The organism is Lysinibacillus sp. GW823-FHT06C08 (assembly GCF_058795135.1).
Genome location: NZ_JBXAHN010000011.1, coordinates 1 through 14,465, shown reverse-complemented (window position 1 = coordinate 14,465; position 14,465 = coordinate 1). Strand labels below are relative to the sequence as shown.

Annotated in this window: 10 protein-coding genes; 8 read left to right on the top strand and 2 right to left on the bottom strand. The window is 38.2% G+C overall.

Annotated elements, in window-relative coordinates; all coding sequences use genetic code 11:
- Nucleotides 1-44: 44 nt before the first annotated feature.
- Entirely contained in the window at nt 45-1,550 is a 1,506-nt protein-coding gene (locus AC1Q6O_RS20070; RefSeq protein ID WP_492402050.1) for a catalase, read from the bottom strand.
- 307 nt (nt 1,551-1,857) lie between these two features.
- The gene (locus AC1Q6O_RS20065; RefSeq protein WP_342550682.1) at nt 1,858-3,312 is read right to left on the bottom strand and encodes a helix-turn-helix domain-containing protein; all 1,455 of its coding nucleotides are present in this window, start codon (nt 3,310-3,312) and stop codon (nt 1,858-1,860) included.
- Between the two features lie 276 nt (nt 3,313-3,588).
- Here AC1Q6O_RS20065 and hutH point away from each other — a divergent pair, with 276 nt between their 5' ends.
- The 8 genes from hutH to AC1Q6O_RS20025 all read left to right on the top strand — a co-directional run bounded on the left by hutH (nt 3,589) and on the right by AC1Q6O_RS20025 (nt 13,964).
- Complete coding sequence (gene hutH, locus AC1Q6O_RS20060; protein ID WP_089986931.1) at nt 3,589-5,103, top strand: histidine ammonia-lyase; 1,515 nt, start codon at nt 3,589-3,591, stop codon at nt 5,101-5,103.
- Between the two features lie 153 nt (nt 5,104-5,256).
- Nucleotides 5,257-6,927, top strand: coding sequence for a urocanate hydratase (gene hutU / locus AC1Q6O_RS20055; RefSeq protein WP_089986932.1), 1,671 nt, complete (start codon nt 5,257-5,259; stop codon nt 6,925-6,927).
- The gene (gene hutI, locus AC1Q6O_RS20050) at nt 6,924-8,201 is read left to right on the top strand and encodes an imidazolonepropionase (RefSeq protein WP_089986933.1); all 1,278 of its coding nucleotides are present in this window, start codon (nt 6,924-6,926) and stop codon (nt 8,199-8,201) included. The genes hutU and hutI overlap by 4 nt, the downstream gene beginning before the upstream one ends.
- 197 nt (nt 8,202-8,398) lie before the next feature.
- A complete protein-coding gene (locus AC1Q6O_RS20045; RefSeq protein ID WP_089986934.1) occupies nt 8,399-9,199 on the top strand; it encodes an NUDIX domain-containing protein in 801 nt (266 codons plus the stop codon).
- 83 nt (nt 9,200-9,282) lie between these two features.
- The gene (locus AC1Q6O_RS20040) at nt 9,283-9,834 is read left to right on the top strand and encodes a cysteine hydrolase family protein (protein ID WP_036220239.1); all 552 of its coding nucleotides are present in this window, start codon (nt 9,283-9,285) and stop codon (nt 9,832-9,834) included.
- A gap of 9 nt (nt 9,835-9,843) precedes the next feature.
- Nucleotides 9,844-11,325: a nicotinate phosphoribosyltransferase gene (locus AC1Q6O_RS20035; RefSeq protein WP_090003039.1), complete on the top strand. Its 1,482-nt coding sequence runs from the start codon at nt 9,844-9,846 to the stop codon at nt 11,323-11,325.
- 22 nt (nt 11,326-11,347) lie between these two features.
- Nucleotides 11,348-11,962, top strand: a complete 615-nt coding sequence (nadD, locus tag AC1Q6O_RS20030; protein ID WP_089986936.1) for a nicotinate-nucleotide adenylyltransferase — start codon at nt 11,348-11,350, stop codon at nt 11,960-11,962.
- Between the two features lie 148 nt (nt 11,963-12,110).
- Nucleotides 12,111-13,964, top strand: a complete 1,854-nt coding sequence (locus AC1Q6O_RS20025; RefSeq protein WP_089986939.1) for an SLC13 family permease — start codon at nt 12,111-12,113, stop codon at nt 13,962-13,964.
- The last annotated feature ends 501 nt before the right edge of the window (nt 13,965-14,465 follow it).

The window sequence follows — 14,465 nt, the reverse complement described above, 5'->3', positions numbered from 1 at the left end:
CATGGAGTAAAAGTTGGATTTGGATATCAATAATAAGTGGAATATTAAACGTTTGTTGGTTGTTTTACGTATGGATTTGTAAGATCCATACCTTCTAATGAAAGACCCATTGCTTTTGCAACACCTTCACCATATGCTGGATCAGCTAAATAGCAGTGAAGAATGTGACGGCGTTTGATGAATTCCTCAACAGAAGCCATATCATTAGCCGTATTTTCAAATAGACGTTGTTGTTCTTTCGCAGTCATTAGGCGGAAAAGTTTACCTGGTTGCTCGAAGTAATTACTATCGTCTTCACGGAAATCATGAATTCCTGCATGACCATCGATGTGTAACTCAGGCTCTTTATGGTCTAAATTATGTTCCCATTCACCATAGCTATTTGGTTCATAGCCTAGTGTTGATCCAAGGTTGCCGTCAAAACGCATAGAGCCATCTCGGTGGAAAGTACGGAATGGACATTTTGGTGCATTAACAGGAAGCATATAGTGGTTTACACCTAAACGGTAGCGTTGTGCATCCGCATAGGCAAAGATACGACCTTGTAACATTTTATCTGGTGAGAAGCTAATACCAGGGACGATGTTAGATGGTGCAAAGGCAGCTTGTTCCACTTCTGCAAAGTAGTTGTCCGGGTTTTTATTTAACTCAAACTCACCTACAGGAATTAATGGGAAATCTTTTTTATACCATACTTTTGTTAAATCGAATGGGTTGTATGGTAGCTCACGAGCTTGCTCCTCTGTCATAACCTGAATATACATTTTCCATTTAGGTAAATCGCCTTTTTCGATGGCTTCATATAAATCACGTTGTGAAGATTCACGGTCTTGACCGATTACCTCAGTTGCTTCATCACCTGTTAAATTTTTAATGCCTTGTTCTGTACGGAAGTGGAATTTAACCCAAACACGCTCATTATCAGCATTGATAAAGCTATATGTGTGAGAACCAAATCCGTGCATATTACGGTAACCAGTTGGAATACCACGGTCGGACATTACAATTGTAACTTGGTGAAGTGCTTCTGGTAATAGAGTCCAGAAATCCCAGTTAGAATTAGCGTTTTTCATATTTGTACGTGGATCACGTTTGACCACGTGGTTTAAATCTGTAAAGTGTAGTGGATCACGGAAGAAAAATACTGGTGTATTGTTTCCTACTAAATCCCAGTTGCCTTCTTCAGTATAGAACTTAAGGGCAAAGCCGCGGATATCGCGCTCAGCATCTGCTGCACCACGCTCACCAGCAACTGTGGAGAATCGTGCGAACATATCAGTTTTCTGGCCCACTTCTGAGAAGATTTTAGCTTTTGTATATTGAGTTATATCGTGCGTTACAGTAAAAGTACCAAATGCACCTGAACCTTTCGCATGCATACGACGTTCAGGGATTACTTCACGATTGAAGTTTGCTAATTTTTCAACTAGCCATACATCTTGAAGTAATAGAGGGCCGCGTGGACCTGCTGACATAGAGTCATGGTTACTTACTACTGGAGCACCACCTGCTGTTGTAAAACGACGGCTACGATCATTTGCGTTTGTCATATTAGTTACCTCCTGAAAATAATATAAGTCAAACTCTTCGTCTATAACTATAACAAATATAAAATAGAATTGCTAGTACATTATAATAATTATCGTTAAAGAATTTTTATAGTAAGATATAAAATATAAATATATGCACCGAAGAGCCTATTTATGCTTAATCCTCGTCCTAAATTTCTTGTTAAATAAACTATATATAAACAGTATTTATACTGTAAAAGAAAAGAAGTAAAAGAATTAACACCCATAACACAAGCCTTTATTGAAAATGAAAATAACTAATTGAAAATTATATGCAACATTCTTTTTAGTTTTTTCGGTATCGATGGGGAGTCATACCGATTTGTTGTTTAAATATTTTAATAAAATAATTTGGATCATCAAAACCGTTTAAATGAGCAATCTCACTAATTGCAAAATCTGTTTCTACTAGCATCTTACTAGCGTTTTGAATTCTAACTTGCTGTATATAGCGCTTAAATGGCAAGCCCTGTTTCTTCGAAAAAATCGTACTTAAATAATTGGGGCTGATGCCAAGCTTACGGGCGACAAAGGGAAGAGACAAGGAACTATCTTTAAATTGCTGATCAATAATTTCTAAAGCGAGCTCAACATAATCGGCTCTTTTCTCCATGCGGGCTTCACGGGATAGCTCTATTAATCTCTGTGTGAAAGAAATAATGCCATTGAGAATCGTATAAAAAATAGGATGCTCAATAATTAAATGGAATAGCTGGCGGTAGTTTTGTTCAATGACTGCTTTTTCGTGTAGTTTATATTTCAACATAAAGCGCCGAATTTGTGCTAACACACTTGTTAGATGGATGCGTAGGTCATCCTGCTCGTAATAGATGCCTTCATTAGAAAGTCGATATAAAAATGTTTTTACGGCTTCGAGATTACCCTCCTCCAGGCTACTTATTAATAATTGTTGTTCCTCTGGTGTTAGTAATGGATCGAAGGGGTGTATTTCAAATTGTTTACTTGCGTAAAAAATATGCCCGAATCCTTCGTAAAAACTTTGATGAAGTGTACGCTTTGTTAATGTATACATATTTTTAATGCTTGTAGTCGGTCCATCATATATCCCGATATTTAAAGAACTATTGCTAAACAAACGCCATTCCTTCATAAGAGTACGTACATCCTTCTCTACCAGCTTTATGTCTTGCGTTTGAAAAAGGCAGACGATTCTATTCGATAAAGGATAGGTTTTCATATGGAAGTGAATAGATGTTTGTTGAAGCCAATTGTAAAGCTTGTTATAGGTTTCAGTGTGCTCAGGTTCAATTATTGTAAAGTAAATGCCAGTTTCAATAGAGTTTGATTTCGTATCCAAAAATAAATGATTATAAAATGATTCATTTGCAGCCTCCTGGGCATAATCTGTATTTTGTGGTGAGCGCAAGGAAATGCCTGTCAGTTTTTGCTTTAATACTTCTAAATCAATGGGCTTTACAAACAGATGAGCTACCTGTAAATCAATGGCTTTCAATGCGTTTTTAAATAAGGGTTCTGTTGTTACGGCTAAAATAGCACCTGCAAGTTTTTGTAGATCTCGATAAAGAGAAGTTAAGCGATTATTAGGGATCATGTCGATATTTAACAGTATGGCATCCGGTTCAAATTGACGGATGTATTGAGGTACATCTGAAATAGTCGTGCACATGTCAATGAGAACATCGCCTGGAAAATAGGTATGTAAAAACCACTTAATGCCTGCTAGTTCAGTGGGGTCTCGATCGATTAATAACAGCTTCATAACATCTAACCTCGCTTATAATATTCTAGTTTCATATAAAAATACGATTATATTATTAAAAATAACATAGGAATCTGAAAAAAATCATGTTTTCTCTTTTAAAATTCTCTATATTCTGAAAAAGGTAGTTAGTACAATGGAAATAGAGTAATTAACCATCATTCAGCAGGACACTCATTTACAATGTAAACGCTTAAAGTAGTTGAATGCGGATGTTTTAGTGATTACGTTAAAATGAATTTTACATAAGCCATAAAGGGAATAGGGGGATGTCATGTGAAGTCGATCATCGAGCTTGATGGCAATACATTAACAAGACAACAAATTGAGGAAATCGCTAAAGGGCATGCAACAGTTGCACTTGCTACAGATAGTATAGAACGTATTCGTTTAAGTAGGGAACGGATCGAAAAGCGCTTAGCGGAGGGACAAACGATTTATGGTGTGAATACAGGTTTTGGCAAACTAAGCAATATAAAAATTGAGGAAGACGATATTGAGCTATTGCAACTGAACTTATTACGATCGGATGCAACAGGTGTGGGCCAGCCGTTTCCTACTGATGTTGTACGTGCCATGATGGTTTTACGTGCAAATGCCTTAGCTCGTGGATTTTCAGGTATTCGTGAGGAAACGGTACAGCTTTTATTAGATTTTATTAATAAAGGCGTACACCCAATTGTCCCGTCACAAGGTTCGGTTGGAGCAAGTGGAGATTTAGCGCCATTATCACATTTAGCTTTAGTCCTAGTGGGAGAAGGTAAGGCTGAGTTTAATGGAGAAGTGATGAGTGGTAGTGAGGCGTTACAGCAAGCGGGATTATCACCTGTTCGACTACAAGCTAAAGAGGGGCTGGCACTTGTAAACGGTACACAGGCTATGACAGGAATCGGTGTCTTAACCGTTAATGAGGCTGAAAGAATTGGGCTTGCGGCGGATATGGCTGCTAGTTTAACACTAGAAGCATTGAAGGGAATCACATCTGCGTTTGACCCAGCCCTTTTAGCGGTAAGGCCACATCCTGAGTTAGAGCTTGTTGGCGGTCGTATTCGTAAGTGGCTTGAGGGAAGTAAGCGAGTGACAAAGCAAGGAGAAATTCGTATGCAGGATGCATATTCACTGCGCTGTATTCCACAAGTGCACGGTGCTTCCTGGCAGTCTTTCTTTTACGCGGAGAACCGAGTACAAACGGAAATGAACGCCACGACCGATAATCCGATTGTTTTAGAAAACGGTGAAGTACTATCAGGTGGCCATTTTCATGGTCAACCAATTGCTTTAGCGATGGACTTTTTAAAAATTGGGGTAAGTGAATGGGCTAATATTTCAGAACGCCGTACAGAGCGAATGGTGAATCCTCAATTAAATGAAGGGTTACCACCATTTTTAGCGACAAACCCCGGGATTGAGTGCGGTCTGATGATTGCTCAATATACAGCAGCATCCATTGTCTCAGAAAATAAAGTGTTGGCTCATCCTTCTAGTGTAGATTCAATTCCTACATCAGGGAATCAGGAAGACCATGTAAGTATGGGGACAACTTCTGCTCGTCAAGTACGTCAGATTGTCCGAAATGCTGCCCTAGTTATAGCGATAGAAATGATTTGTGCATCACAGGCTATTTATTTAGATAAAGCGGAGGAACAATTATCACCAACCACACGAAAGTATTTAGAGAAAGTTCGTGAGTTTTGTCCACCGCTATTAGCAGATCAGCCGATCGGTGATGAAATTGAGGCGTTGGCGGAGTATTTATTAACTAGTGATGCTCTAGTAAAGGAATATATGTAAAGTTGCTTAAAAGATTTTAAGTTGGAAGAGCTGAGGCGAGACTTGGTTTTCTAAGTCGCCTCTGCTTTATAAGGGATTATTCGTTTTGATGTCTGAATATTCAGTTTTATTTATTATTAATGTATTTATCATTTTAAAGGAGCGTGTTTTTTTATGGTATTTAAAACAAGTATTCGTGCACCACATGGGAATCAACTAACTTGTAAAGGATGGACACAGGAAGCAGCGATGCGCATGCTGATGAACAATCTTGATCCTGAAGTAGCGGAGAATCCAGATGAGCTGATTGTTTACGGAGGTATTGGAAAGGCAGCTCGTAATTGGGAAAGTTATGAGCAAATTATTGCTTCATTAAAAAAACTAGAGAATGATGAGACATTATTGATCCAATCAGGGAAGCCCGTAGCTGTATTCCGTACACATGAACATTCTCCGCGTGTTTTAATTGCCAATTCCAATCTTGTACCAGCGTGGGCTAATTGGGACCATTTCTATGAATTAGAAGATCGAGATTTAATGATGTATGGTCAAATGACTGCTGGAAGCTGGATTTATATCGGCGCACAAGGTATTTTACAAGGTACTTATTTATCCTTCGTAGAAGCAGGGAAAAAAGTATTTGGCTCTGCAGATTTACGCGGTAAATTCATCCTTACAGGTGGTATGGGTGGGATGAGTGGTGCACAACCTCTAGCGGGGAAAATGGCTGGCGCTGTCATTCTAGTTGTAGAAGTAGAGCGTGCCCGCATTGAACGTAAAATAAAAGAGGGCTATTGTGATTATCTTGTAGAAACTGTGGATGAAGCGGTTGCATTAGTAAATAAATTACGTGACCAAAAAGAACCAGCCTCGATTGGCCTTGTTGGAAATTGTGCAGACGTCAATCGTGAACTGTTGAATCGAGGGATCATTCCAGACTTTGTCACAGACCAAACCTCTGCACATGACCCGATAAATGGCTATATACCGAATAACATGACATTTGAGGAAGCATTAGCACTTCGTAAATCAGATGTAAAAACATATGAACGAAGAGCTAAGGAAACTATGGCAGAGCATGTTCGTACAATGCTAGAGTTCCAAGAGGCTGGTGCAGAGGTGTTTGATTATGGCAATAATATTCGCGCCTATGCTAAAGAAATGGGCGTAACCAATGCTTTTGATTTCCCAGGCTTCGTACCAGCCTATATTCGTCCGTTGTTCTGTGAAGGGAAAGGGCCATTCCGCTGGGCTGCGCTTTCGGGAGACCCTGAGGATATTTATAAAACGGATGCACTTGCGAAAGAGATGTTCGCTGAAGATGAAGGTCTAGTTAATTGGATCGATATGGCACAAAAAATGGTTAAATGGCAAGGATTACCTGCACGTATTTGTTGGCTAGGCTATGGCGACCGTCATCGCTTTGCGTTAAAAGTAAATGAAATGGTAGCGAATGGTGAGTTATCAGCTCCAATTGTTTTTGGTCGTGATCATCTTGATTCAGGTTCTGTTGCTTCGCCAAACCGTGAAACAGAAGGGATGTTGGATGGTTCAGATGCAGTATCGGATTGGCCGATTTTAAATGCGCTAGTTAATACAGCAAGCGGCGCCAGCTGGGTAAGTGTTCACCATGGTGGTGGCGTAGGTATGGGCTATTCACAGCATGCAGGGCAAGTGTTAGTAGCGGACGGATCGGAGCTAGCAGCAGAGAAAATTGCACGCGTATTAATTTCAGACCCTGGTATGGGTGTGGCTCGTCACGCAGATGCAGGCTATGACATTGCTATTCGGACAGCTAAAAACAAAGGTGTGCAAATACCAATGTTAAAGGATGATGTAAAGTGACTGTCTTAATTAAAAATGCTAATGAAGTGATTACATTAAAAAATAATGTACGAGGACCTCGCACAAAGGAGCAAATGCAAGAAATTGCTATAGTGGAAAATGGTAGTGTTCTTATTGAAGAAGATCGAATTGTTGCTGTAGGTGCTTTAGAGCAATTAGAGGTAGATTTTCCTGAACTAGTGAAGAAGGCTACTACAATTGATGCTTCTGGTAAGGTCGTTATGCCAGGGTTAGTGGACTGTCATACACATCTCGTACATGGAGGAACCCGTGAAGAAGAGTTTAATATGCGGCTCAATGGTTCTACCTATATGGAAATTATGAATACGGGTGGTGGCATTCACGCTACAACAAAGCGTACACGAGAAACTAGCTTTGATGAGTTGTATGAAAAAACAAGGAAGCACTTAGATATATTTTTAAAGCATGGAGTCACAACCGTTGAAGCCAAATCAGGCTATGGATTGGATTGGGAGACGGAAAAGAAGCAGCTTGAAGTAGCGAAAAAGTTGCAAGCAACGCATGATATGGATGTTATTAGTACTTTTATGGGTGCACATGCAGTACCTCGCGACTATAAAGGGCGTGAGGATGAGTTTGTGGATGTTTTGATTCATGAAATGCTACCAAAAGTTGCAGAGTTAGAACTGGCTGAATTTAATGATGTATTTTGTGAAAAAGGTGTCTTTACACCAGAACAATCTGAGCGTATTTTAGAGGCTGGGAAAGCCCTTGGATTAACACCGAAAATACATGCCGATGAAATTGAGCCTTATAAAGGTGCTGAACTTGCTGCAGAAGTGGGAGCCATTTCGGCAGAGCATTTGTTAGTAGCCTCTGATGAAGGTATTCAAAAAATGGCTGAAGCGGGTACAATTGCTGTCTTGCTGCCAGGAACTGCATTCTTTTTACGTGCTCCGTTCGCAAGAGGCCGTCTAATGATTGATGAAGGGGTACCTGTAGCCATTTCAACGGACTTTAATCCAGGATCATCTCCGACTATGAGTCTACCATTTATAATGAATTTAGCTTGCATGCATATGGGAATGACACTAGAGGAGGTACTAACGGCAACAACAATTAATGCCGCGTATGCAGTGAATCGAGGCGAACAAATAGGTTCCCTTGAAGTGGATAAAAAAGCGGATGTTATTATTTTAGATGTTGCTAATTATAAGCAATTACAATACTTCTATGGCATGAACCATACAAATACAGTTATTAAAAATGGGCAAGTTGTTGTACAAAATGGAATTTTGCTGAAAGAACAATAAAGTAAATGGGCATAAATAAGGCATAAAAGCTTTATTTATGCTTTTTTATTTTGATTAAAAAAATCTGATGATAATAGCTCTTTGAGGTACTAAATAAATAGGTTGCATTTTTTTCGGTAGGGGTTTATAATTCAATTAAATAGTAATTCATTGATTACAAATTACTGAAACCTTGTAATGATTAAAGGGGTTATATGATGTCAAAATTTCGGACGGAAGAAGAAATGCTAGCGCATTATGATTCTTCAAAATATAAAACACCTGATGGATACACAGCAGATATCGCAATTTTTACGATTACTTCGGAGAAAACAGAAGAAAAGGCACCGCCGAACATGACACTTAAAATTATGTTAATTAAGCGTGCTGCTAAAGATGCTGATGGAAATGCCAATATTGAAGGTGGAAAATGGGCGCTTCCGGGTGGGTTTGTAGATGCTCATCAAAAGGAATCAGCCTATATTGCAGCAAAAAGAGAGTTAAAAGAAGAGACGAATGTAGAAGGGTTACATGTTCAGCACTTTGGTGTTTACGATGATATCAACCGAGATCCTCGTGGCTGGATGATTTCAAATGCTTTTTATGCGATTGTTCCTGAGGAGCATATGGAACAGCGACAAGCAAATGATGATGCAGATGATGTAGAGTTATTTGATATTGAAAATGTATTTACACTTCAACTAGCCTTTGATCATCGTAAAATCATTGCAGATGCACTCGAATTTATTAAAAAAGACATGGTGCAAACAACCGTTGCTAAAAATTTTTTACCACAAGAGTTTACCTTATCAGAATTACAACGGGTACTACTGACAGTTGAAGACGATCCACGAATCGCTAATGATTCTGTATTTTTTACAAAAGCACCTAAACTACCTTTTATCGAAAAAGTAGTGGATGTGGAAGGAAAACCGAAGAAAACAAAGCGTAATTCGTTTAGGCCATCACAGCTGTATACTTTTAATGATTTTGAAGTAGTGGAATCGATTTATCATTAGGAAAGATTCGTCTTTCCTGATAACTTTAAAAACAGTAATTTGTAATTTAAGTATTACTAATTAAAAATTGGAGTGATAAAACGATGAAAAAGAGAGCATTAATTAATATTGATTACACTGTTGATTTTGTTGCAACTGATGGAGCTCTAACTTGTGGGGAGCCGGGACAACAGCTTGAGCAGGCGATTGTTAATTTAACAAGTGAATTTATCTCAAATAATGAGTTCACAGTATTCGCTATAGATGTTCATGAGCAAGAAGATGTTTATCATCCTGAAACAAAGCTATTTCCTCCACATAATATTCGTCATACCAAAGGGCGAGATTTATACGGGGCTTTAAAAACATTGTACGAAGGTAAGCAAGAATTGGAACATGTCTATTATATAGATAAAACTCGTTACTCGGCCTTTGCAGGGACAGATTTGGAGTTGAAATTGCGTGAAAGAGGAATTACAGAGCTTCATTTAATTGGTGTTTGTACAGACATCTGTGTTCTTCATACGGCTGTAGATGCTTATAATAAAGGGTTCGATCTTGTCATTCATAAAAACGCTGTCGCATCCTTTAATCAAACAGGACATGAGTGGGCTTTAAGTCATTTTGAGCATACACTTGGTGCCTCTGTTATTTGATAGTAAAGAATGGAGGGAAATGACGTGAAATACGCAGATGATAGTTTCATGTTACACACCGATTTATACCAAATAAATATGGTTCAGACCTATTGGAAGGACGCGGTTCATCAACGAAAGGCTGTTTTTGAGCTGTATTTTAGAAAACTTCCATTTGGCAATGGTTATGCGATATTCGCTGGCTTAAAAAAAGTAATGGAGTTTATTAATAACTTTGGTTTTTCTCAAAGTGATATTGAATATTTGCGTGAAGAAGGGAACTATCCAGAGGAATTTCTCCACTATCTCCAGAATCTAAAGTTTACAGGAACTATAAGGGGGATGAGAGAAGGAGAGTTGGTTTTTGCCAATGAACCTATTTTGCGAATCGAGGCACCATTGGCTGAAGCGCAATTAATAGAAACCCCCTTGCTAAATATTGTTAATTTCCAAACGCTAATCGCGACGAAAGCTTCGCGTATTAAAGAAGTGACGGGTGAGGATGTTGTGATGGAGTTTGGAACCCGTCGTGCTCACGAATTCGATGCGGCAATTTGGGGAACTCGTGCTGCTTATATCGGTGGCTTTTCTGCAACAAGTAATGTGCGTGCAGGTAAATTATTTGGTATTCCAGTTTCAGGAACACATGCGCATGCTATGATTCAAACCTATAGAGATGAATATACTGCGTTTAAAAAATATGCAGCTGCACATAAAGACTGTGTATTCTTAGTAGATACTTATGATACGTTACGGTCAGGTGTTCCGAATGCCATCAAAGTAGCGAAGGAATTGGGAGATCAAATTAATTTTATTGGTATCCGTTTAGACAGTGGTGATTTAGCCTATTTATCAAAGGTAGCAAGAAAAATGCTAGATGATGCAGGCTTTAAGGAAACAAAAATTATGGCATCCAATGATTTAGACGAATATACTATTATGCATTTAAAATCTCAAGGGGCGAAAATTGATGCTTGGGGAATCGGCACGAAGCTAATTACAGCCTACGATCAAGCTGCTTTAGGTGGAGTATACAAGTTAGTCTCTATTGAAAATGAAAATGGGGAAATGGTTGATACTATAAAAATCTCTGCGAATCCAGAAAAGGTGACGACTCCTGGGCGCAAACGAGTCTATCGTATTGTTAATAATGAGAATGGTCATGCTGAAGGTGACTATATTGCCCTTGATGAGGAAAATATTCAGCAAACAGAACGATTAAAGATGTTCCACCCTGTTCATACGTATATAACTAAGTTTGTGACGAATTTTACAGCGATCGAGTTACATGAAAGCATTGTAGAAAATGGGAAGGTAGTATTTGAGGAACCTACAATTCAAGAGACACAAGCATATGCAAAGAAAAATTTAAAATTATTATGGTGTGAGTACAAACGAACGATGAACCCGGAAGAGTACCCAGTTGATTTGAGTCAGGCTTGCTGGGATCACAAGAGAGCTATTATTCATGATATTAAAGAAAAAATTTCGAAGAAGATGGATACTAGATAAAAAATGACAGGAGGAAGATACGATGGCGAGAATAGGTATTTATGGTTCATCCTTTGATCCTATCACCAATGTTCATCTTTGGACTGCTAGCACGGTTGCACACCGTTGTAAATTAGATAAGGTCATATTTTTACCCTGTTCAAATAAGCGAAAAGATAAAACTATAAAAACAGAAGATAAGCATCGGTGGAATATGCTACATTTAGCAATTGCTAAGGATGATCGTTTTATAGCAGATTCCTATGAGATGGATCAAGAGGGATGGAATATTTACACGTATGACACGATGAAATACTTTAGGGAAAAACATCCAGAAGATGAAATCCACTTTATTATGGGCGCAGATTTATTAGTAGACATTGGAGCAGGACTATGGAAAAAGGGAGACGCATTAGTTACCGAAAATAAATTCATAGTTATGGCGAGGCATGGGGTTGATATGCTATCAACAATTAGCCGATCCCCGATTTTAAGAAATAATGATGATGGGAGATTTCATCTTATTGATAAGGGCTTAGCCATGGAAATTAGCTCTACCTATATTCGGGAAGAATTTGCGATGGGTGGAGAGCCAAGATATCTTTTGCCCAATGCTTGTTATGACTATATTAAAGAACATCATCTATATAAGAAATAAAAGTGTGGTTGCATGCCACACTTATTTTAATTTTGAAAAGATGGTGACTTTTACTATTTCTAGCCATTCGTAAGCTATAATAGAAATAGCAATGGTGACGGCTTTTTTGCTGTCAAAAATTTTAATGATTAATGTTAGAAAGGAATTCATGAATGTGCAGCTTACATTAACATTTCTTATTTTAGGTGCAACAATTTTCGCATTTGTGACCAATAAAATACGAGCAGATCTTGTAGCAATTGTGTCACTTTTAGCATTTGTTATTACAGATATTCTAACGCCCACAGAGGCATTAGCTGGATTTTCAAACTCTGTAGTTTTAATGATTGCAGGGCTTTTCGTCGTGGGTGCAGGAATATTACGCACAGGTCTTGCGGGAATGGCAGGACAGTTATTACTTAAATGGTCGGGCAATAGTGAGTTGAAACTATTTGTATTACTACTCATCATTGTTGGATCTGTCGGTGCATTTATGAGCAATACAGGTACTGTCGCATTAATGATGCCAATAGTTGTAAGTATAGCGATTAGTATGAAGGTCAGCCCTTCTAAATTTTTATTGCCACTCTCATACGTAGCTAGTCTATCGGGTCTTATGACGTTGATTGCGTCCCCAACCAATTTAATTGTCAGTCAGTTATTGGTAGATAGAGGATATAGCAAACTTGGATTTTTTGAGATAACTCCAATTGGTATAGTGGGTATGATTGCAGGAATTGCTTATCTAGTACTTGTGCGCAATATTCTGTTACCGAAAGATCAACATCGTACGCAAACAAATGAGGGCTATAAGCTTTCACCCAAGAAAATCATAAAGCAATATGATTTAAATAATCGACTATTCAAAATTTCTGTTCCAGAAGAATCACCTATTATTGAAACGTCGTTAGCAGAGTTAAAGCTACCAGCCAAGTACACGCTCTGTATGATGAAAATTCATCGCAAGTCACAAGAAGGTATCAATTTACTACCTATGACGTATCAAGAAATGGCTGGTCCCACAAGTGTGATTCATGCAAAGGACGAGCTGTATGTTCAAGGGGAAGAAGCGGATATTCGTCACTTTGTTGAGGATTATCACCTCGAGATGCAAGGATTAGTAGAAGGGGAAGCTGATGAATTGGTTTCGAAGCACCTCGGTATTGCAGAGGTATTGCTTACGCCAAATTCAAGCTTTATCAATGAAACAGTTAGTTCGTTAGGGTTTAGAGAAAAATACAATCTAAATATAATTGGTATTAATCGTAAGGGTGGTTATAAACTCCAAGACATGGTTTCGCATAAGTTGAAATTTGGAGACGCTATTTTAGTGCAAGGAGCTTGGGATGAAATTCTTTTATTAGCGAGAGAGACCCAAGATGTTGTGGTTGTGGGTCAGCCAAAAGAACACGCGAGTGTAGCAGCGGCAACAGGAAAAGCTGGTATTGCGGGGATTATTATGCTGTTTATGATTATGTTAATGGCATTTGAAATTTTCCCTGCTGTTATTTCTGTTATGATTGGTGCCGTTTTAATGATATTAACTGGTTGCTTACGGAACATGGAAGATGCGTATAGCAATATGAATTTTGAAAGTATAGTGCTAGTGGCCGCTATGCTACCAATGGCGACAGCGTTAGAAAAAACAGGAGGCATGGCTATATTATCTGACGGGATTATTAAAGTTCTTGGTGACTATGGTCCCTATGGTGTCCTCATAGGTGTTTATATTTTGACAGCTGTCTTTGGACAATTTATTAGTAATACGGCGACGGCTGTATTGTTTGCACCAATAGCTATGAGTGCTGCAATAGCAATGGAGGTTAATCCTACAACATTTATGATTGCAGTAGCAGTAGCCGCGAGTATGGCGTTTGCCACACCAATTGCATCCCCAACTAATGCGCTGGTAATGACAGCTGGGGGCTATAAATTTATGGACTTTGTAAGAATAGGGATACCGTTACAAATTGTTATGTTTATTGTCATGATGATAACTATCCCATTCTTTTTCCCATTATAAAATTCAGTTTAAGACTATAGATAAACTCAAACTTTTGAGTTTATCTATAGTCTTTTTTGAAATCAAGTAAAGTCGTTGACTCCATTTAGGAGTGTAGTGCCCCTCATTCCAGTTCACCTTTATATAAAAAACTGCATCTACATACTGAAAGATCGGTTTAATATCGATTTTTTTCCTGCTATCCAAAAAAATCTATTAATTTTTTCTTGTAAGATATGATAAAATTATATTTTAATTAGTGGTATAACATAAACCTTAAGGGTGAAAATATTATTTGTAGTCAAAGGTTTATTTTGATTATTAATATAGGAAGTAATTCTATGTCGAGAAAAAAGTTAAACTTTTTTTGAAAAAGTGTTGACCTTTTAAAAATAAGGGTGTAGTATTATACAAGTCGCCACGGTGACACGCTAAAACAAAGCAAAACATGAACCTTGAAAACTGAACAAGCAAAACGTAATCAATAAAGTTTTAAGTAACTAGCTTAGCTAGTGAACAAAA